Origin of the sequence: Gilliamella sp. W8145 (genome assembly GCF_016101145.1) — a bacterium.
Lineage (GTDB): Bacteria > Pseudomonadota > Gammaproteobacteria > Enterobacterales > Orbaceae > Gilliamella > Gilliamella apis_A.
Genome location: NZ_JACFRC010000001.1, coordinates 806,543 through 827,126 on the forward strand (window position 1 = coordinate 806,543; position 20,584 = coordinate 827,126).

General features: G+C 32.1%; 20 protein-coding genes. 9 read left to right on the plus strand and 11 right to left on the minus strand.

Annotation, left to right across the window (positions count from 1 at the left end; all coding sequences use genetic code 11):
• Positions 1-124 precede the first annotated feature (124 nt).
• From H3T80_RS03625 to H3T80_RS03640, 4 genes are all read right to left on the minus strand, one after another.
• Entirely contained in the window at positions 125-1,960 is a 1,836-nt protein-coding gene (locus H3T80_RS03625) for a hypothetical protein (protein ID WP_198200073.1), read from the minus strand.
• Between the two features lie 583 nt (positions 1,961-2,543).
• On the minus strand, positions 2,544-4,025 hold the full coding sequence (locus H3T80_RS03630; RefSeq protein WP_198200075.1) for a hypothetical protein: 1,482 nt from the start codon (positions 4,023-4,025) through the stop codon (positions 2,544-2,546).
• A gap of 625 nt (positions 4,026-4,650) precedes the next feature.
• Positions 4,651-5,106 (minus strand): DNA polymerase III subunit chi, encoded by a 456-nt coding sequence (locus H3T80_RS03635; RefSeq protein WP_198200077.1) that lies wholly within the window; start codon positions 5,104-5,106, stop codon positions 4,651-4,653.
• A gap of 9 nt (positions 5,107-5,115) precedes the next feature.
• On the minus strand, positions 5,116-6,603 hold the full coding sequence (locus tag H3T80_RS03640) for a leucyl aminopeptidase (RefSeq protein WP_198200085.1): 1,488 nt from the start codon (positions 6,601-6,603) through the stop codon (positions 5,116-5,118).
• Positions 6,604-6,741: 138 nt separating this feature from the next.
• On the opposite strand from H3T80_RS03640, the gene lptF reads away from it, so the two are divergent.
• Both lptF and lptG read left to right on the plus strand, forming a co-directional pair.
• Positions 6,742-7,845, plus strand: a complete 1,104-nt coding sequence (gene lptF, locus H3T80_RS03645) for an LPS export ABC transporter permease LptF (protein ID WP_198200087.1) — start codon at positions 6,742-6,744, stop codon at positions 7,843-7,845.
• Between the two features lie 10 nt (positions 7,846-7,855).
• On the plus strand, positions 7,856-8,920 hold the full coding sequence (lptG, locus tag H3T80_RS03650) for an LPS export ABC transporter permease LptG (RefSeq protein WP_198200089.1): 1,065 nt from the start codon (positions 7,856-7,858) through the stop codon (positions 8,918-8,920).
• Between the two features lie 224 nt (positions 8,921-9,144).
• Here lptG and msrB read toward each other — a convergent pair whose 3' ends face one another.
• The 3 genes from msrB to msrA are packed head-to-tail and all read right to left on the minus strand — an operon-like array spanning position 9,145 to position 10,725.
• A complete protein-coding gene (gene msrB / locus H3T80_RS03655; protein WP_198200096.1) occupies positions 9,145-9,582 on the minus strand; it encodes a peptide-methionine (R)-S-oxide reductase MsrB in 438 nt (145 codons plus the stop codon).
• 60 nt (positions 9,583-9,642) lie between these two features.
• The gene (locus H3T80_RS03660) at positions 9,643-10,173 is read right to left on the minus strand and encodes a cytochrome b (protein WP_198200097.1); all 531 of its coding nucleotides are present in this window, start codon (positions 10,171-10,173) and stop codon (positions 9,643-9,645) included.
• A 3-nt stretch (positions 10,174-10,176) separates the two neighbouring features.
• Positions 10,177-10,725: a peptide-methionine (S)-S-oxide reductase MsrA gene (msrA, locus tag H3T80_RS03665; RefSeq protein WP_198200098.1), complete on the minus strand. Its 549-nt coding sequence runs from the start codon at positions 10,723-10,725 to the stop codon at positions 10,177-10,179.
• A 153-nt stretch (positions 10,726-10,878) separates the two neighbouring features.
• Between msrA and H3T80_RS03670 the strand changes: the two genes are divergently transcribed.
• Entirely contained in the window at positions 10,879-11,151 is a 273-nt protein-coding gene (locus tag H3T80_RS03670) for a DksA/TraR family C4-type zinc finger protein (RefSeq protein ID WP_198200099.1), read from the plus strand.
• A 61-nt stretch (positions 11,152-11,212) separates the two neighbouring features.
• Here H3T80_RS03670 and H3T80_RS03675 read toward each other — a convergent pair whose 3' ends face one another.
• Entirely contained in the window at positions 11,213-11,875 is a 663-nt protein-coding gene (locus H3T80_RS03675; RefSeq protein ID WP_144188008.1) for a DUF421 domain-containing protein, read from the minus strand.
• 205 nt (positions 11,876-12,080) lie between these two features.
• Between H3T80_RS03675 and H3T80_RS03680 the strand changes: the two genes are divergently transcribed.
• Both H3T80_RS03680 and H3T80_RS03685 read left to right on the plus strand, forming a co-directional pair.
• Entirely contained in the window at positions 12,081-12,290 is a 210-nt protein-coding gene (locus H3T80_RS03680; RefSeq protein WP_198200100.1) for a hypothetical protein, read from the plus strand.
• Between the two features lie 144 nt (positions 12,291-12,434).
• A complete protein-coding gene (locus tag H3T80_RS03685) occupies positions 12,435-12,593 on the plus strand; it encodes a hypothetical protein (RefSeq protein ID WP_158092547.1) in 159 nt (52 codons plus the stop codon).
• A gap of 38 nt (positions 12,594-12,631) precedes the next feature.
• On the opposite strand, the gene H3T80_RS03690 is transcribed toward H3T80_RS03685, so the two are convergent.
• Positions 12,632-12,853, minus strand: a complete 222-nt coding sequence (locus H3T80_RS03690; protein ID WP_198200101.1) for an HPP family protein — start codon at positions 12,851-12,853, stop codon at positions 12,632-12,634.
• A gap of 122 nt (positions 12,854-12,975) precedes the next feature.
• Between H3T80_RS03690 and H3T80_RS03695 the strand changes: the two genes are divergently transcribed.
• The 4 genes from H3T80_RS03695 to H3T80_RS03710 all read left to right on the plus strand — a co-directional run bounded on the left by H3T80_RS03695 (position 12,976) and on the right by H3T80_RS03710 (position 17,257).
• Entirely contained in the window at positions 12,976-13,671 is a 696-nt protein-coding gene (locus tag H3T80_RS03695) for a DNA alkylation repair protein (protein WP_198200103.1), read from the plus strand.
• Positions 13,668-14,600, plus strand: a complete 933-nt coding sequence (locus H3T80_RS03700) for a DUF1848 domain-containing protein (protein WP_198200105.1) — start codon at positions 13,668-13,670, stop codon at positions 14,598-14,600. Before H3T80_RS03695 ends, H3T80_RS03700 begins: the two co-directional genes overlap by 4 nt.
• A gap of 336 nt (positions 14,601-14,936) precedes the next feature.
• On the plus strand, positions 14,937-15,794 hold the full coding sequence (locus H3T80_RS12275) for a methylated-DNA--[protein]-cysteine S-methyltransferase (RefSeq protein ID WP_367274794.1): 858 nt from the start codon (positions 14,937-14,939) through the stop codon (positions 15,792-15,794).
• A gap of 251 nt (positions 15,795-16,045) precedes the next feature.
• The gene (locus H3T80_RS03710; protein ID WP_198200109.1) at positions 16,046-17,257 is read left to right on the plus strand and encodes an MFS transporter; all 1,212 of its coding nucleotides are present in this window, start codon (positions 16,046-16,048) and stop codon (positions 17,255-17,257) included.
• A 617-nt stretch (positions 17,258-17,874) separates the two neighbouring features.
• On the opposite strand, the gene H3T80_RS03715 is transcribed toward H3T80_RS03710, so the two are convergent.
• Both H3T80_RS03715 and H3T80_RS03720 read right to left on the minus strand, forming a co-directional pair.
• The gene (locus H3T80_RS03715) at positions 17,875-18,198 is read right to left on the minus strand and encodes a hypothetical protein (RefSeq protein WP_198200111.1); all 324 of its coding nucleotides are present in this window, start codon (positions 18,196-18,198) and stop codon (positions 17,875-17,877) included.
• A gap of 324 nt (positions 18,199-18,522) precedes the next feature.
• Positions 18,523-20,583, minus strand: a complete 2,061-nt coding sequence (locus H3T80_RS03720) for a BglG family transcription antiterminator (protein ID WP_198200114.1) — start codon at positions 20,581-20,583, stop codon at positions 18,523-18,525.
• Between the last annotated feature and the right edge of the window lies 1 nt (position 20,584).

Here is a 20,584-nt window from a genome sequence, read left to right on the forward strand (position 1 = left end):
AATTGAAGCTCATTTGAAAATAAATTTAATAATTGTCAATTTTTCCGTTGCCATGAATGTTCTATTTATAGTTAAAAAAATAGAAAATTAACAAATAGACTTTGCTTAATTTTTAAATTTAAGACTAAGGTGTTACACAAGCAATACGGTATATATCGCCATATTGGTTAAAGTCATACACAAGCGGTATACCAAAATTCAAATGATTAATGATTGGTTTGCCATTATTGGCTGATACGGTTGCATTGCTTGCTTGACTGGCGGTTAAGTAATAATAGGAATCCCAATCACTGCCCGAATAGCCTGAGCACTGAAGTGAATATTGCGTTGTCGCATTCCAATCATTAACCATGCACCCCCATTCGCTATTAATTCCACCAATCCATTGTCCATTATCTCGATAACTTAACTGACGAGAATACCATGTACCATTTCGATTGGGGATACCAATATTCCATCCATTTTTTGGAGTCAGAGTATTGACATAATCATTGACTTCAGCTAAACGATAACCAAAACCAAAATTGCTACAATATTCTTTAGCCTTATTTTGAGCAGCAATAACTTCAGAGAAAGACGATGTACTCTTGGCATAATTGACAACTGGTTGAGGAATGTACCATCGCATTAATCTAAATTCATACAGTAACTTAGTTTTACCCCTATCAAGATATATTTTAAAAGTGGATGGCCTAAATAGTTTATCATTTGAATCGTAACGTGGTCCGTTTAACTTTACTTTTAAAGCAGGTTCGATTATTCCAAAGGAACCACCGAAATATTCCCATTTCTCAGTCGAGCCTGCACTCAGGGATAAGGTCACATTTCCCCCTTCTTCTGCATTTACTGTTGGGCCATTAGCATTTAAGACAGTTTGAGGATCAACGCCACCAAATATTAAATAAAAATATAACCCATGAGAGCCAGTGCTGGGAAAGTTGTTCTTAAATACCTGATTTGCACCATTATAATCACCGCTATTTGAGGCATTTATAACTTTATATCCTCTACCTGGTATGCGTGTTATTCCTCCATCATTAGAGGAATACCCTTCGTCCCATAATTTACCCGATACGTCATAACCTCCTGATGGAAGAATTTGATTATGATAAACCAAACTAGGTTGAGCATAACAAGTCGTTGCTAATAATTTATTCGGTTTGATGTAATAAGAATGGCTACTAGAGGGAATAGTGTTTTGTTGGGGATCACCATAAGGTGTGATTAATGTGGTATCACTGGCAGTGATGGTTAATTTATACGGGCCATTACAGTTATTCATTAATGCATTGATATTTTGTTGAACTATTGGCGTAATGTCATAAAAGGTGGATTGACCAGGATACGGCGATTCCCACTTTAAACTGAGATTACCTGTTGCTGTGGCGGTAATTTCTCCAGTAGTATCGTAACCGTCACCATCATCATCACCAAAATAACTATAAGGTGTTTTTAACAACTCCGCCATATCTAATTTGGGATAACTAGCATTACCGGCACTATATAAAGGAACAAAAGTTTTGATACTAGCAAAGGTTTCCATGTCTAATGGTAATTCTATCGGGTTATTGAAGCTAGAAGTATCTTGTGAAGCTTGGATAGTTGTACCATCTGATAAAGTGATCCAAAAAAAATCATCAAACTTATCTAGTTTGCTGGCACCATTATCAATAGTAAAATAGGGTTCGTGGCCCTGAATGGCGTTGGATGTCGTTATATTAATTACATTTAAACCATAAGCATTAGTCGCCAGAATAATATTAACAATAAAGATTAAACGACTAAAATCATATAATTTTTGCGTTAATAGTAGCCTTTTGGAATATTGATTAAGTAAATGAAATAATGAGTAATATCGAATATGAAATCTTGTGGTATATCTTGCAGATTTAATCCCGAAATTAGTCGCTAATTTTCTAGTAGCGTATAGATATGTCATTAACCGACTGTATTTTAACATTTGTAAGGCTCCACCTTATGTTTTTATAAAAAATAAAGCACGAACAGAAATTTTAAATTGTTAAAAAATTCAGTAATCAAGATATAACAATACCAATAATAAATATTAATTAAGCAGACAAATACAGAATAACCAAAAACTTATTTTATGTTTGACAATACAATTATTGATATCTTTATGACGAATTAAACGCTCTTATAGTACTTTGAAATTAAGAATTGCATTAATATTTGTGGATCGGTTTATTACTTATTTTCACATAAATAATACGAGTAGCTTGGTAGTTCTAAAACTTGATTGATAAATCAAGCTATGTCGGTTTAAATAATGCCATTTTTTTTAAGAAAAATATACCCTTTACACAAAATTTTTCAGTTTTTTATAAAAAGCGTTTGTTGTATTTGGGGTTTATTTAGATGTTAGCTTTTTCTGAATAAAGCTTACGCTTGCGTAAAACATTTTTGTTGTGCATTTAGCAACTTAATAATCCTCTTCTTTATTCTCAAATTCAAAAATAAAGAAGAGTAAATGGTAGAGTACTTGCATGTTTTCATTTAATTAATAATATTTTTCAATAAACTTTTTATTGTTTACAAACTGCATGTAAATCGTTTGATTTTTTGTAAACTTTAATCTGCCCAATCCAAGCATCAATAGCAAATCTATCCATAAAATAGTCTGAATCACTCACAGGATCAATATATTGATCTCGAGAATAAAACCACAAAAATCCACTAAACCAATTTGAATCAGGGTAAGTATTCTTAATTGTCATACCCCATTCGCTCAAAAGTCCTTGTCCTATAGTACGAGTAAAGGCATCCCATTCAAGTGGCCATTCTGTCCATGACATTGGTGCATTTGGAGAATTTGACATTTCAGTCCTTGAGGGAATATTCGACTCTCCACCACACAAATTAACGGTTTGCTGATAGGTATAATAGTCATTTCCATATGGTACCGCCCATATACCGGTTAAATTGAAAGTATAATTTTGTTCAGGAATTTGTTCATCATGTTTAAATTTTGCAGTTATTGTGACAGGACCTATCGGCTTTTTAATCAACATAACATAACCTTGTTTATCAACCGTAATACTATCATTTGGCGTTGCCGAATACGTATATTCAAAATCATCTTGATGACCTGTCATGACTAATTGAAATTTTGCCCCTGGAAAGCCAGTGGTAGGGAAATGAGGAGAAGCTGACACTTTAAAACCATTAACTGGATCAAAAACATTCGCATTATAACCACCACCGCAATAGCTATCCCTTTCTCGGCTATTATCATAATTCCAACCATTAACCCAGTGTTTACTGTCATCAAAAAGCGATGATTCAAACTCATGCTCAGCATAACCAGATAAAAGACAATCAAGACTTCCTTGATATGTTACTGGTCTAACACTTCCCCAAACATATTGTGGATACAGTATCATTCCATAAGGTTTAGCATAACAGATTTCAGGTTTAGCCATAATTTTGTATTTTTGAGTGATATCAACATACTCGCTTTCATTAGGAATACCATATTCGGAATAGGTTTTTACTTTTGTTGTAATAGTTAAAGTTAACGGCATGGAAATACCACTACCACAACCAATTATTTTTTCATTATTTTCGATTTTTATCCCTTTATTATCAAACCAGCTATAATTTGTTTCTTCTACGGTGAACGGAGTATTATTGCGAATGCCATCACCATCGGTATCATCATAATTAGCCATCACATCTAAATCATTCATTGCATAATCTTTAATAATAAAGTCATTAATTGTTAAATTACCATCAAACTGATTGATTTGTGTGTCACTTAGGTTATTGGTATTTGAACTATATAAAACACCATTAACAGTAAAACCATGCTTCTTTGATGCACCGTCAATATCAACAACTTTCGGTTTATTACCAATAATGACATTTATACTATGTGCTGTAAGTGCTAGGCTTTTTTGACTGACGCCTAAAAAGCATAAAATAAATAAAATATAAATAAACGGTTTAACCAGAGATAAACAAACGGATAATAATGAAAAATTTGTTAAAGAAAAAATACAACACATTGTATTTGCTATGAAATCTCTACAAGGGGAAAGCTGAACTAAACGGCGTTTTGTTTTTTTTGTTCTTTGGCTAAATTGATATGGACTAAGACTAGATATTAACTTGGATTTTCTGTGAACAGATAAACTATCGTGAAAAAGTAAACTTGAATTGAGGTAATTAGCTGAAATTAAATTATAGGTTGAGCAGGTTTGGTGTTTGGTGTTTGGTGTTTTAAATTATAATGCATATTCGACATCCTGTCAATTAACTTTATGTTTAATTTGATATTTTATCTTCCATTGTTAGTTTGATTAACTAAATAAAGATCGATAAGCCTACTTAAAATTGTTTAAAATTATAAAGACATAAAAAAAACTCGCAACCACTTTTTGAGGCTAAATTGTTAAATTTTGTAAATATTATTAATACATTAGATTTTTAAAGCATCAATTAGTAGCGTTAAAAAACCCGTTCCTCGAATTTTTTGGTTCTTTGCTTTTCGGACGTTTTTTTGTTTGATGATTAGTTCTATATGGTGATTATGTCGGAGTAAATAAAAAGTATTTCATTGGTTTTTTTTATATTTTATTTATCATATTTCTATAAATTAGTTTGGCTGAAGTCAATTTTTAATACTTTTAATCATCGACATGTAATTGGAATAGTTTTGAGATTAAAACCTGCTTCTTTATAAACTTTATATCTTTCTCTAGCTAATGATTTTTGTTGTTCGTCGACAGGAACGAAATCGATAATATCACGATAAACACCGGCAAATTCTGGAAATTGTTGTTGTAGGTTTATTAATAAATGTCGTGCACCACTACTGCGCTTTTGTGGCCAGCAGATTTCAACTGGCGATCCGCCTTTTAAGCCTTCACCAGCTAAGTTATGAGGAACAAAATCATCGGTATTAAGTTGCCATAAATATTCATCAATTCGCTCAGCTTGCGCTTGATCTTGGCAAGCAACGAGCACTCGTTGTTTACTATGCCATGCTTCGACAATTTTTTCGCAGGCTAATTTTTCTTGAAAGAATACCCCAGCATCATTAGCTGGGGTTGGGTTTTCTAGTAAATAGAAAATCACTTTTTTCATGATGTTTATCTACTTATTTTGATCAAGTAAGTATTGAATTAACATAGCAACTGGTCGGCCAGTTGCACCTTTGTTGGCACCTGATCTCCAAGCTGTGCCAGCGATATCAAGATGTGCCCATTGATATTTTTCAGTAAAGCGCGATAAGAAACAAGCAGCAGTAATTGTACCGCCATCTCGGCCACCAGCGTTGACAATATCAGCGCAAGTCGATTTGATTTGATCTTGGAAATCACTATCAATCGGTAAAGACCATGCCTTATCACCAGCTTTATTTGATGAGGTAACAAGTTGTTCCACCAATTGTGGATTGTTACCCATTACACCAGTGTAATGGTGACCAAGAGCCACAATACAAGCACCAGTTAATGTCGCAATATCAATGACTGTTTTGGGGTTAAAACGTTCAACATAAGTTAAGGTATCACATAAGACTAAACGGCCTTCAGCATCGGTATTAATCACTTCAACAGTAATACCTGACATGGTCGTTAAAATATCACCCGGGCGATAAGCGTTACCATCAGGCATATTTTCACAACCAGCCATTACACCGATGACATTGATTGGTAATTTCAGTTCGGCTACTGCTTGCATTACGCCAAACACGGTTGCCGCACCACACATATCATACTTCATTTCGTCCATACCAGCAGAAGGTTTAATAGATATACCGCCTGAATCGAAAGTTAATCCTTTACCGACTAATACATAAGGTTGGGCTTTTTTGTCTTTAGCGCCATGGTATTCAATCACCGTCATAATTGATTCATTAGCAGATCCTCGTCCAACGGCTAAATAAGCATTCATGTTGAATTTTGCTAATTCTTTTTCGCCAAAACAGGTGACTTTTAAATTAGTATATTGTTGACCTAAACTTTTACCTTGTTCAGCTAAGTATTTAGCATTACAGACATTCGATGGCATGTTAGCTATATTTTTCGTGCTAGCAATAGCTTGAGCAATAATTTGCCCTTGCGATAATTGACCTTCAACTTGGTTGACAGTCTTTTTGTCGCCATAAAGCAGTGTCAATTTTTGTAAGCACGGTTGTTCTGATTTTGTTGATTTGAACTCATCAAAACAATAAGTTAATTCGCTAACAATTTGCGGTAGTTGCTTAGCAATTTCACCACTTATTGCTGAGTTTAAGGTCAAAATATCCCAACATATGTGGTTAATTTTTTTGCTAGCAAGCTCTTTAATTGTAGCTTGAATCACTTTTTTGGCGGCATTTAAATCAAAACTTTTTGCGTCACCACACCCCACTACTAATATTTTTTGTTTGGTTGAATTTGCCAATGTATATAAAAATGTAGTTTTACCTAACTGACAATTAATATCACCTGATTTTATCAATTGACTAATCAAACCATTATTTTCTTCATCTATCTCTTTGATTAAATTAGATTGTGATTTACCTAATTGGACAGTAATAACTAAACATTCTTCTTTTTGTTTAGTTATAGCAAGGTTGTTTTTGATTGCGTATTGCATAGGCTTCTCTTAAAAAGTATCGAATGTGAATAATAACATTTTATCGGTTCATTAAACGATAGCAACAAAAAGATAACGAAATAGTACAAATCGGATTATAATAGTTAGATTTTATAAGACGAATAGATAGGTAATAATGTGATAATTCGCCGATATTTAATTAAAGAGACAATGAAAACTCAAGGGGCAATATTATTTATATTATTGCTGATTTTCTTTTCTCAAAAATTAATCAGAATTTTATCCAGCGCAATCGATGGCAGCATTCCTCGAGATTTGATTATGCCATTATTGGTGTTAGGTGTTTCAAATATGGCTGATCTTATCTTGCCGTTAAGCCTTTTTTTAGGTGTGCTTGTTACCTTTGGTCGACTTTATTCTGATAGTGAAATGGTCGCGATGCATGCTTGTGGTGTAAAAAAGAGACTTAACTATCAAGTCGTATTTTTACTTTGTGTAATGACATGTACACTGACAGCTCTTAATAGTCTTTGGTTTGGTCCTTGGTCTAGCGTAAAACAGGATCAATTAGTTGAGAATGCAAAAATTAATCCAAGTTTAGCAGGCCTACTTGCAGGACAATTTCAACAAACACCGGATGGCAATTCAGTTATTTATATTGGCAATGTCGATAACAATAAGTTAGACAACGTATTTATTGCCCAGATCAATCCTAGAAATAATCAGCGCCCGTCTATCATTATTGCCAATAAAGGAAAAACTGAAGAAGACGCCGATGGTAATCAAATCATCACCCTTGAAGATGCAAATCGTTATGAAGGCACTGCCCAGCTAAAAGATTTTCGTATATCGAATTTTCATAACTATTTGGGGATCATAAAACCTAAAGAATTAGATACAAGTGTTTATGATGATAAAGCTGATGTGCAACAATTAGGGTTACTTGAACTACAGCAAAATCCTACCGCTAAGGCCCAAGCTGAATTGTATTGGCGCTTAACGCTGATTATTTCTGTTCCTTTAATGGCTTTTTTAGTCATACCATTAAGTGTTTCAAACCCAAGACAAGGTAGATTAGCACAGATTCTACCAGCTTTATTACTTTATCTAGTCTATTTTTTAATTTCCAGTTCGATTAGAGCTAATGCTGGCAAAGGCCGACTAGATCCTGCTTTGTGGTTTTATCTCATTAATATAGGTTATTTTATTCTAGCTTTGATCTTAAATTGTTGGGATAACTTATTTATGCGTAAACTTCGTTTAAAATATAGTGCATTATAAGGGGAGAACGATGTTTTCGATTTTAGATCGTTATATAGGAAAAACTATCTTAAATACCATTGGGATTTGTTTATTTTTATTAATTAGTCTGTCAGGAATTATTCGTTTTATTGATCAACTTAGAAGAATAAAAGTGGATTATGATGCGTTTTCTGTTGGTTTTTATTCATTACTCATGGTACCAAAAGATTTAGAAATATTCTTCCCCATGGCGGCACTTCTGGGTGGCTTAATCGGTTTAGGTATATTAGCTTCACGCAGTGAGCTCATTGTCATGGAAACATCTGGATTTAGCCGATTTAAAATTGCTTTAGCTGTAATGAAAACAGCCTTACCTTTAGTAATTTTAACTATGGCTATTGGCGAATGGGTTGCGCCAATTAGTGAGCAAACCGCTCGCAATATGCGTTCAGAAAAACTTTATGGTGATTCCTTATTAGCGCAGCAAGGGAGTTTGTGGGCTAAAGATGGTAATGACTATGTCTTTATTGGCCATGTTAACAATGACAGCTCAATATCGAATATTGATATTTATAGCGTAGATAAAAATAAACTTCTTTCGATCACCCATGCTAATAATGGTGTATTTGAAAATGGAGTTTGGACTCTGTCAGAAATTGAAAAAAACGATTTAAGCAATTCCGACCAAGTAACTGGCATCAATATGTTGACAATGCAATGGAAAACCAATATTACTCCAGATAAATTAAGTATTGTCGCCTTTGATCCAGAATCTCTATCCGCATCTGGTTTATATCAATATTCGCAATATTTGAAGGATTCTGGACAAGATACCAAATATTATGATCTATTGTTTTGGAAAAAACTGATTAAACCTGTGTCAGTAGCAGTGATGTTACTATTGGCCTTATCTTTCATTTTTGGCCCGTTACGTAGTGTTTCGATGGGGGTTAGAGTCATTATTGGTATTAGTTTTGGATTTATTTTCTATATTGCCGATAATCTTTTTGCTCAAGTCAGTATTGTAATGGGAATTTATCCTATTGTAGGTTCAATGCTAACCAGCTTAGTGTTTTTATTAATTAGTTATATTTTATTTAAGCGCAAAAATTAGCATATTTATGATAATTATCATTACTCATTAAAAATGGTATTGGCATATACAATGAACTAATATATGCCAATATTATCTTTCATATCAATCAAGTAAAACATTCACAGAAAATATAAATAGATTTACTTATTTATTTGTTTATTTGTTTATTTTAAGTAGAAATTCATTCAGGTAATTTGATTTTTCAGCATCTATTAATTTGATAAAAGATCGATTAAATTAATTTATTTAAATAGCCTTAAATATTCACCATAACCTTGCGTTTCAAGTTCTTCTTTTGGAATAAATTTCAATGCAGCAGAATTAATACAATAACGTAATCCACCTAACGCTGCAGGGCCATCAGTGAATACATGACCAAGATGGGAGTCAGCCTCTGATGAACGCACTTCTATCCGGTTCATACCGTGGCTGTTATCTTCTTTTTCTATAATTTGTTGCTGATTAATCGGTTTGGAGAAACTGGGCCAACCACAGCCAGAATCAAATTTATCTAATGACGTAAATAGTGGTTCCCCTGAGACGATATCGACATAGATACCTTCCCGATAGTTGGCATTGTATTGGTTGTCAAATGGGGGCTCAGTGCCATTTTGTTGAGTAATATGATATTGCATAGGTGTTAATGCTGCTATAGCCTTATCTTTCACTGATTTATTCATGATTTATCTGCCTCACGTTACGTTATAGATGCTATTAATATTACCAATTTTAAGTTGATATTAGTCGTTACGGTTCAACATCGATTGCAATACTTTATCTTTAAGCCAAAAATAATGATACAACGCACCTAATATATGAATAATAACCAATATAGCTAAAATGTAAGCATTGATTAGATGCATTGAATGAAACATTTGATGTGTCGAATTTGGCATAGCAATGGCCGGAACAGATATTAGACCAAAGACATTTAAATCTCGGCCACTCATCAAATAACCAGATAGCGGTACAATAAGCAGTAAAATATAGATGAATCCTTGAGTAGATTTAGACAATATCCGTTGTAGTTTTTGTTCTTTAAGTAAAACATCAGGTACACCTTGGTCTCGAATTACTATTATTCGCCATATCATTAATAGCAAAACAACAACACCCAAAGATTTATGCAATAAATAAACAATTGGCATACCACCTAAAATATTCGACATTGTCACTTTAGCTAAAAGCAATAAAGTAACAATCACGATTAACAAGGCTGATGACCAATGGATCCATTTTTGTTTATTGCTATACTGTGGATAACTTTGCATTGCTTACTCACTTTTTGTTGCAGGCTTATCTTGCCAATTGTCAGCAATAAAATTGGCTCGTCCAGATAAGCGATAATAACGGTTATAATGTTCTGGTTGTTTTTTATAGTAATCTTGATGATAATCTTCTGCCGGATAAAATATTGTTGCTGGCTCTATAGCAACATTAATGGGATGATTAAATCGTTTACTTTCTTCTAATGTTTGTTTAGATGCGATTGCTTGCTGCTGTTGAAATTTATTATGATAAAAAATCACCGGTCGATAAGAATCTCCCCGATCAGCAAATTGTCCTTGTGAATCAGTTGGATCAATTTGTTGCCAAAAAATTTCCAGTAATTTTTTATAGCTGATCATAGTTGGGTCAAACGTTATCTGTACAGCTTCAGTATGGCCAGTATTGCCTTGGCAAACTTGTTGATAAGTTGGATTTACTGTGTGGCCTCCCGTATACCCAGAAATCACACTAATCACACCTTCATATTTGTCGAAAGGTTTTACCATACACCAAAAACAACCACCGGCAAATGTTGCTTGTTCATATTGTTGCATAAAAACCTCCAATTAAATGATATTAATAGAAATGATCTTTATTTTAAAACACAACACTTACTTTTGCTTGATAGCTTTGCGGTTATATTACTTGAAACTGGTCAAATAATCACCATATTATTAATCTAATGTAATTGTTTAGGAGGTGAAATAATGGCTAGTGGCTGGGCATCTGATGATGCTGTTAACCAACAAATTGAAAGCACAATTATTGATGCTATTGAACTTGCCAGACGCCAACTAAAACACGATAAACCAAGTACTGATTTTTGTGTTGAATGTGGTGATGCAATTGCTAAAGCAAGACAACTTGCTTTGCCTGGCGTACAATACTGTTTTAATTGTCAACAAGAAATGGATAAGCAATTGGCTAAGTCGGCAATCTTATATAACCGTCGTGGCAGTAAAGATAGTCAACTTCGATAATCTATCTGTTGATGGGAGGGAGAGAATGGTCCCTCCCTTTATTATTGTTTACTGTTATTAATTATTTTTTATTATCATGTTCAGCTTTACGCACTTCATCATAGGGATAAACTAATAATTTATCATCAAACCATTCAGCACAAAAAATATCTTTGATATCTTTATATCCTTGTTTTTTAATTTCATGCTTAAGCCAAGTTTCATTTTTATGTAATTGTTCAAGATTATCCTGACTAATCGCCCCATTTTCAATCACCAATACCGCGATATCTTTATCGCCTTTTTTGATAATAGTTAAAGAGCCATTTAATTCGTACCAAACTTGTTTTAATTCACTAAATGCGCAAATACCTTGAATATTAATTAACGTTTCGAAATCTCTAACTGGTAAATTCGCTTTAATAAAATTGTCAGATAGCAGATGACCATTTTTAACTAATTGTATCGGTTCACCGTCGATAGCATCGCGTAATTTTGAGTTTTTAGATTTGATGAATCGAACTAAAATAAGCAGTCCCGCCCAAATCGCTACAGCTCCAGCTGACTCCCACGCGGAGACATTAGCATTAAGTAACGTTCCTCCTACTAATGCACCAATAACCATACTCCCTACTTGATCTAATTGCGACATAGGCGCGATTTGGCTTTTACCAGATAATTTGACATAAATAAGTAAAATAATAAGAGCAACTAAAAATTTTGGAGCCATTTCGAGTAAATACATTTCTAACCTCCTAGTGTCTATCCAACCACAATGACCAACATTAATTAAATATGGTGTAATCGAATAAGTAACAGTTAAACAAGATGTATTAAGGACTAGCTAAATTTTTATTTATTTGAAACAAAAGACAGATTATTTTCTAATGGTGATTTGACAATAAAATGAAAGCATTGCTATTTTACTCTAAAAAGGATTTAAAAAAAATATGATACTTGTCATAGATGTTTACTATTTAGATGATAAAGCGAAAACGGTCGGTATTTTATTTGAACAGTTTGCTGACAGAATCAAGGTGATAAAATCCGTTATCACTGATTACCAATCGAAAGTTGCACCATATCAATCAGGCAATTCTATCAACTTGATTTACCATGTTATTAGCTCTATTTTATCAAGTCGATTTCATTGCGATTGAGACGATTATTGTGGATGGTTATGCCCATTTAAATGAAGGTGAACTTGGTTCAGGTGGTCATCTATATCAAACTCTTGATAAAAGATACCTATTATTGGTGTTGCTAAAAAGTTCTTTGCTGATAATAGCCAATATGTGATAGAAGTGACACGCAGCAAAAGTAATAAACCTTTATACATCACGACATTAGGAATAGAGTTAACTAAAACTGCAGATCATATTAAATCTATGGCAGGCAAACATCGCATGCCAGATTTACTTACCTATTTAGATCAACAAACCAAATTGTTTAAAATTGAATAGTATGCTGTTTTTTTGCTAATAGCAGTTATATCAATAAACTATGATTCCTTGTTATTATTAAATAGTGCCAACCAGTAAATAGGCCAATGTTTTTTATTGAAAAGATTATTAATTATATAAGCAATAGCAACTAATATTACTGCACCAGACAACACCGGAAATAAAAGAAAAGTAAAATCATAATCTATTTTATCTGCAGTTAGTAAAATAACTAATGGATTAGCACCTGCAGGCGGATGCACCGCTCGAAAATATTGCATTGCAACCCCCACGGTTAGTCAGTTTTGAGCGAAACGCAGACATTTTTTACAATATAAAGAATATAATTATCAAATAGCAAGATTCAGATTGTAATACATAATAGAATTTATAAAATCCTATTATGAGAGAAAAAATACGCATAGAGCTTGAAAAAATAGCAGAAGAAAATTATCGAATCTTTGCTACAAAGCTGATTCCCAATGTTGATAATTTATTAGGTGTGAAATTACCTAGACTCCGTAAAATAGCAAAAAAAATAGCACAGCTCGACTATGAATACTACCTTGCGATGGATGAGCCCTTATACTTCGAGGAAGTGATGTTACAAGGTATGATTATAGGTGAAATAAAATTACCATGGAATGAACGTTCTCGTTATGTGAAACAATTTACTTCTAAAATTAATAATTGGTCAATCTGTGATAGTTTTTGTTGTGGATTGAAGTTTAAAGCCTCAGAAAAAGAGATTGTATGGCAGTTTCTACAACCCTATTTTGCATCAGATGCCCCATATGATATTCGCTTTGCTGTCGTCATGTTGCTTTTTCATTTTGTGAATGATGAATATTTGCAGAAAGTATTTACTTTGTTCAACCAAATCAAAAACGATGATTACTATGTTAAGATGGCTGTTGCATGGGCTATTTCTATCTACTTCCGAGAGTTACCTAAGTTAACGATGGCATACTTACAGATAAATCAACTAGATGATTGGACTTATAATAAAGCATTACAAAAAATAACTGAATCTTTGAAAGTGGATTTTAATACAAAAATCATCATTCGAACCATGAAAAGAAAGAAAAATAAATTATGATTATTAGTGCTAGCCGCCGAACAGATATTCCTGCTTTTTACTCTTCGTGGTTTTTTAACCGTCTAAAAGATGGTTTTGTACTGGTTCCTAATCCGAGGAATTCAAAGCAGTTAAGTCGCATTTTTCTATCACCCGATATAGTTGATTGTATTGTATTTTGGACTAAAAACCCATCTTCTATGTTACATAAACTGGTAAAGCTTTCTGAGTATCCTTTTTATTTTCAGTTTACATTAACAGCTTATGAAGCAGACATTGAAAAACATCTTCCTGCTTTGCAAAAACGAATAGCTATATTCAAGCAATTAGCTGAGCAAGTTGGACAAGATCGTGTTATTTGGCGATATGATCCTATATTAATTAATAAACATTATACCATTGATTATCACATCGATTTTTTTAATCAAATTGCTTCTTCTCTTCGCGGCTACACGGATAGTTGTATCATTAGTTTTATTGATGATTATCCGCACATACAACAATCACTAATCAAAGAAGATATCAATCGATTACAGGTAGTTGACATATTAAATCTTTGCAGTTCATTATCTGAAATTGCTAGTGATAATCAACTAACTTTACAAACATGTGCTGAGGAAATTGAGTTGTTGAATTGCAATATTTCTCATGGTGCTTGTATCGATAAAACACGTATTGAAAAAATAACCGGCCGCTTATTATTGGCTAAGAAAGATAAAAATCAGCGAAACAACTGCCAATGTTTAGAAAGTATTGATATTGGAACATATGATACCTGTCCTTTTGGATGTTTATATTGTTATGCAACCACTTCAAAGAGAAAAGTACAAGCAAATAAGCGTCTATATAATCAATGTTCACCGAAATTAGTGGGGGATCTACTTGAAACAGACATAATCAAAGATAAGCCAATGCGATCGTTATTTTCTTTACAAAATGAATTATTTTAATAGCAAGATTCGGATTTTTAATTTTTGAAACTTTAAATATTATGAGATGTATCATTAATTAAAATAAAGAAAGCATGAAAAAGTTATCTAAAAGTGTTTATTTAAGACTGGTTGATAGTAGTGTTAAAAGTCAAATGTTAATAAAGAAATTCAAGTAACTTACATTGAAAAAACTTAAGAAGAAAGTTTGGAGCTACTACGAATTGAGGTTTTGACGCACATGTTTTTTTGTGAATAAAGTTTGTTATTCCGTGAGTAAGAACAAGTCGGTCAATATTCAAATAAATAATAACTTTCTATGTAACAACCTTAGTTCGGTGAAATGGAGTATTCATGATGCAAAAACAAGAACAAATCGATTTTGCTCGAATAAGAAAAGCTATCGGATATTTGAATGAAAACTATAAATCTCAACCAACACTTGAACAAGCCGCAGAGCATGTACATTTAAGTCCTTATCATTTTCAACGCATGTTTTCTAGCTGGGCAGGTGTTAGTCCTAAACAATTCCTAAGATACATCAGTATAACTCACGCTAAAAAACTTCTAATAGAAGAAAAAGCCTCATTATTGGATACCACCTATGAGTTGGGATTGTCGAGTACAAGCCGGTTACATGATTTGTTTATTGATATTGAAGGTATGACTCCAGGAGAGTATAAAAATGGCGGTGAAAACTTAGCAATTAACTATAGTTTTGTTGAAAGCCCTTTTGGAAAAACCATCGTTGCATCAACAACAAAGGGGATTTGTTATATTGCTTTTGTTAATGATGAAGTGTCATCACTTAAATTATTAAAGGACCAATATCCTAATGCTCAATTTCAAAAACATAGAGATCAGATTCAACAAAATGCAATCCTGGTATTTACACAAGATTGGTCAAGACTAGATAAAATTAAGTTACATATCAAAGGTACCGATTTTCAACTGAAGGTATGGCAGGCTTTATTGACTATCCCTATGGGAAAACTCTCAACCTATAGCAACATAGCAGACAAAATAAATAATCCAAAGGCTAGCCGTGCGGTTGGCTCGGCTATTGGTGATAATCCGGTAGCATTCTTAATTCCCTGCCATAGAGTTATAAAATCAACAGGATTACTAGGACAATATCATTGGGGATGTGATCGCAAAGCCGCAATGATTGGTTGGGAAGGAGCTAAAACAGATGGTTCAACATCTATAAGCTAAGTAAAAATCAAAGTGAGCTTCATACAAAAGTAACAAAAAGAATTAAGACAGAACCAATAAAGTTTGATTGTTATTAAAAATAAAATATCTACGAAAAGCTAAACTGCAATTCAGAAATGCACATGAAAACTGAAAATAAAATTTTTTAGGCTGAACAAATTTTACAATAACCTAAAAATAAACAATAGAGTACAAATAAGGAATAGGACAAATGGAAAATGTTAAAAATAAAAAAATAATGGGAAGAGAAGATGAATAAATTACTAATTCATAAGATTTCTTATTCAAATTTATGTGCGCAGTTCTCCGAACAAATAATAATAGCAGTACTGCCGATTATAGCTGTGTTATCTATGAATGCTTCAGCAGCTGAAACAGCTTTTATACAAATGATAAATACTTTGCCTTTTCTATTACTCTCTATTCCTATGGGAGTAATTGGAGATAGAGTATCAAGAAAAAAACTAATGATCCTAATAGAAATAGTTCGAGCAACGGCTATATTTCTATTATTTTATTTGACGTTCTCTGGAAGTCTATCAATCAATAAAATTGCATTATTCGGTTTTTTTATAGCCATGGGTACAGTTATTTACAGTGTGGCAAGTCCGGCTTTAGTGGCATCTTTCATCATAAAAGAACAACTGATTAATGCCAATAGATCAATAGAAATTGCCAAAAGCGTGGCTTTTACTGCCGGGCCAGCTTTAGGTGGTATTCTTGCTAGTTATTTATCTGGCGGGTTAGCATTCATCTTAGCTTTTTTACTCTCTATAGTAAGTGCTATTTTTCTGATATGTTTACCTAAGGAACCACTTTTAAAAAAATCTGGAAGAAATATACTTCAAGAACTTTGTGATGGTTTGATTTTTTTAGTTAAAAATAAATATCTTATGCCAATAACTATCACGGCTTTTGTATTTAATTTATCGCAATACTTGTTATTATCAATTTTTGCTTATTATGTTATCAATAATCTATCCTTTACTTCTTTTGAAGTTGGAGCTTCATTAAGTCTAATCGGTTTAGGAATGTTAATAGGCTCATTTTTATACAAAATTATATCGAAAAAAATAAATTTTGGTTTTCAACTGACTTTAGGACCTATATCTGCTTTTATTGCCTCCATTTTGATGTTCTTAACCATTATATATCATTCCAAATCACTAGTTTTTATTGCTTTTTTCCTTTTTGGGTTTGGGCCTATTATATGGACTATATCAACAGTATCACTAAGGCAACTAGTCACACCTAGTAATATGATAGCTAAAGTATCATCGGTGATCATGACAGTTACATTTGGAGCTCGGCCTTTGGGAGCTGCTTTAGGTGTGTACATAAGTGCAAATTTAGGTGTTAATGCTTGTATTTCTGCAGTTTTAATCGGTTTTTTAATTCAGTTGATCATCATTCTTTTTTCAAAACCGGCCAAATTAAACAATTTATCTGATGCAGAAGAATAAAAACTGTATTAATTAAATAATAATATTATAGATGTGAGCAATGTCCAATATTTTGGCCGTGCTCACTAATCAGACCTTAAATTTAATTACATCCACAGGACTCTAGTTATCGAATGGTAATACTAGAAGGATTACTTAATATTAGTATTGTCTACAAAGATGATAAAACACTTTATGATGCGATGATTAATGATAGTTTTGCTTTAATTACCAATCTTCTTTGTAACTAATAGGTAAACATACTCAATTTTATAGCTATTCAAGTAATGATGAATGTGAATAATAAATTAGAATCTACTGAAAATATTATCAATAATTGAGCTAAATAATATCGAATAATTATTGATTAAAGAAAACGAATCTTATTCAAAGGATAAAAACAGTTATTTCCCTAATTTTTATTAGCCAACAAATATGCAAAATTTTACAATTTAATTTATATCTATTATTTTCAAAGCAGTATTGAGAGAATCCTAAAACATTTTATTCATTATAGAGTTTATAGCTTTTTATCCATTTATCGATCGCTTCTTGATAATTGCTAATATCATACTGTTTAGCATTAATAATCGATGAACATCTATTATGCGGAAATAATAGATAACTATCATTTAAACTTAAATCTTCTCTACCTTTTTTTCATTATCTTTTATTTTAGCGTAAATATTATCCATTGCTTTTTTGGGTTCTTCTTTATAATCAATATTTGTTGACATAGCCGAAAGCGCTGATAAAGAATCTCTTTTTGCTGGCATTTGCTCTAAAAAATCTCTATAACATTGTGCATAAATTTCACAATATGGATAATGATTAGCTTCACAATATCTCGTCGCCCCAGTAGTTACAAAATATCGAATGCTCTTATCTATATCACCATAAATACAACCAGATAATAATATTACTGTTGCTAAAAGAGAAAAACTATAACCTAATATTCTCATAAATAAATCCTAATTATCCAATATCATCTTGATGTGTCCTTATTTAACTACTTTTATAGCATACTCTAAATTAATCATATAATTGCTAATAGAATTTTGATAATTACTTAACAGAGAGAGGCGTAGAAAAAATACAGAATTTGAATAGCAACGGAATCCTTTAATAACTTAACTTTAAACTTTTAAATACAAATATCGATCGTTCATTGATCCAATATTACCCACTATATAAAAATGATTTAGGGCATATTTTTAGTTATTGTAGAGTAAAGCGCCCTTAAATAGTTATAAAAAATGTTGAGGAGCATACTTTTATCGAATTACTTAAGGAAATCGAGATCTTATAAATGTCAGAATATCGTTTGCTTGAGTTGCAGTGTTTAATATTTCATAAAAATCGGGCATCTCAAGCAAAGCAACCAGCTCTGACATTGCGTTAATATGGCTGGTTTTATTAACTGCTGCTAAAGTAAAAATATATTGCGTGGGAATTTTATCATTCTTAAAAATAATTGGTTTTTTCAATACCGTTATACTTAACGACAGAGAGTTAACACCATCTTCTGGTTTAGCATGAGCAAGAGAGACATTTTTGGTTATCAAAAAACTTGTTCTATTTGAATTAACATTTTCAATAATTTTCTCTATGTAACTTCGGTTGATATAGTTCTTTTGTAATAATGGCAATGCAGCTGTAAATAAGGCACTTTGCCAATCGTTAGCAGAGACATTTATTTGAATCAAATCTTCTTGGATCAAATGGCGAATGCCTAAACTTTGATTTTCTATCGTGGTATTTTTATCTGTTTTATAAAAATACTGATAAAGCTCTTTTTTAATACCATTTTCATTGGAAATTGTACCGTATTTTTTAAAAATATCGATCAAGTCAGTTATCTTCGGATAGGTCAAATAAGAGTTAATTTGCGAATAAACGCGCTCCAGCAATAAATACTCTTCTTCATCGGACATGATTGGCGATACGATAAAAAACGGTTTATTTTGGTTATAAAAAACCAAATTATTTACAGTACTAAAGATTATATCGAAAAAATTGGTCAGCTCTAAGGCTTCTGCAGTTTCCATTGGCCCTAAAAATAGAAAATCAGGGAAAAGAAACTTTAATCTATTATAGACAATTGAAGAACTGCCAATACCATTTTGACAAATAATTACGGCAACGATTTGCTGATTAGTTGATATTTTATTTTCGTCTAGAATTGCCGCAAAATAGATGGTTAAAAAAGATATTTCATCATCTGGAATATCATTATTAATGATCGGATAGATAACTTTTAAGGTTTCTTTTACAATCAAAAATAGTTTATTAAACTCTTCTTTTACTTTATCTAAAATTGGATTAATGATTGGCAAACGAAAAAGTATTCGGTAATACGCGGGTCTAAAATGGCTATAGAGTTTTTTCGAAATATCATCATTGTTATCAAATTTTATGCCTAAAAGCTGCTCAAATCTCGATAGAATAATTTGTACAATATTTAAAATCAGCTCCTGATCTACCGTCTTTATATCACGATTGCCAACTGAATTGCCCAGTAGTAGAGAAGTTAGGTATTGTACTTCATAAGTGTTATCATCTATTTTATATAATTTCAGCAATTCTGATGATATATGATACTCTTTCAACTTTATTATGATTTTATTTGGCATTGAAATAACAGGAATATATTCCAGTTTTTTAGCCATTCTAGGCAATAGGAATATCACTGTATAGATAAATTCTTTTTTCCTCTTTTCACCTAATAAAATTTCATTTTTTAGCATAATTTCATTGATATCGTTTTTGATATCAAGGTAGTCAACCTTCTCTTGGTTTAAGAAAAGATCATATAGGAATGTATCATCTAAATTATTGGATAAATCTTTGAGTAAATTTTTTAGAAAAAAATTACGGATCGATAATTCATCTCCAACTAACGAATAACCTTTTTCTCTAGTATAAGTGATTAAAATATCTTCGGAACTTAATAAAAGTTCTAGCTGTTTGATATCATTGTTTAAAGTTGTTTTACTAATATTTAATGCTGATAAAAAATGTAATGAAGAAAGATAAGTATTTACGTGATAGAGCAACATTAAAAAAATATATTTTTGTCTTTCCTCTGTTGAAAAAATATAATTTTTGCCAATTTTTCCGTTAATTAAATTCTTAATTAGAAACGCTTTACTTTTATCAGGCAAAGAGTAATACAGGGCATTTTGAACAACCACACTTTGTTCATTTGAAGAGAGGTATGCATTAATTTTTAAAATTGAATAATGTAATTGTCGTTTAGTTATATTCAATAAATTCAATAAATACTCCTGATCACAAGATTTTTCAATCAAAGTTAGGATAATTTTCTTTGAATTTAAGTCAATCATA

Bases quoted from the DNA above. Each gene is read 5' to 3' on its own strand.
- H3T80_RS03625 (WP_198200073.1), bottom strand. From the start codon at position 1,960: ATGTTAAAATACAGTCGGTTAATGACATATCTATACGCTACTAGAAAA.
- H3T80_RS03630 (WP_198200075.1), bottom strand. From the start codon at position 4,025: ATGTGTTGTATTTTTTCTTTAACAAATTTTTCATTATTATCCGTTTGT.
- H3T80_RS03635 (WP_198200077.1), bottom strand. From the start codon at position 5,106: ATGAAAAAAGTGATTTTCTATTTACTAGAAAACCCAACCCCAGCTAAT.
- H3T80_RS03640 (WP_198200085.1), bottom strand. From the start codon at position 6,603: ATGCAATACGCAATCAAAAACAACCTTGCTATAACTAAACAAAAAGAA.
- lptG (WP_198200089.1), top strand. From the start codon at position 7,856: ATGTTTTCGATTTTAGATCGTTATATAGGAAAAACTATCTTAAATACC.
- msrB (WP_198200096.1), bottom strand. From the start codon at position 9,582: ATGAATAAATCAGTGAAAGATAAGGCTATAGCAGCATTAACACCTATG.
- H3T80_RS03660 (WP_198200097.1), bottom strand. From the start codon at position 10,173: ATGCAAAGTTATCCACAGTATAGCAATAAACAAAAATGGATCCATTGG.
- msrA (WP_198200098.1), bottom strand. From the start codon at position 10,725: ATGCAACAATATGAACAAGCAACATTTGCCGGTGGTTGTTTTTGGTGT.
- H3T80_RS03670 (WP_198200099.1), top strand. From the start codon at position 10,879: ATGGCTAGTGGCTGGGCATCTGATGATGCTGTTAACCAACAAATTGAA.
- H3T80_RS03675 (WP_144188008.1), bottom strand. From the start codon at position 11,875: ATGTATTTACTCGAAATGGCTCCAAAATTTTTAGTTGCTCTTATTATT.
- H3T80_RS03680 (WP_198200100.1), top strand. From the start codon at position 12,081: ATGATACTTGTCATAGATGTTTACTATTTAGATGATAAAGCGAAAACG.
- H3T80_RS03690 (WP_198200101.1), bottom strand. From the start codon at position 12,853: ATGCAATATTTTCGAGCGGTGCATCCGCCTGCAGGTGCTAATCCATTA.
- H3T80_RS03695 (WP_198200103.1), top strand. From the start codon at position 12,976: ATGAGAGAAAAAATACGCATAGAGCTTGAAAAAATAGCAGAAGAAAAT.
- H3T80_RS03700 (WP_198200105.1), top strand. From the start codon at position 13,668: ATGATTATTAGTGCTAGCCGCCGAACAGATATTCCTGCTTTTTACTCT.
- H3T80_RS12275 (WP_367274794.1), top strand. From the start codon at position 14,937: ATGCAAAAACAAGAACAAATCGATTTTGCTCGAATAAGAAAAGCTATC.
- H3T80_RS03710 (WP_198200109.1), top strand. From the start codon at position 16,046: ATGAATAAATTACTAATTCATAAGATTTCTTATTCAAATTTATGTGCG.
- H3T80_RS03715 (WP_198200111.1), bottom strand. From the start codon at position 18,198: ATGAGAATATTAGGTTATAGTTTTTCTCTTTTAGCAACAGTAATATTA.
- H3T80_RS03720 (WP_198200114.1), bottom strand. From the start codon at position 20,583: ATGATTGACTTAAATTCAAAGAAAATTATCCTAACTTTGATTGAAAAA.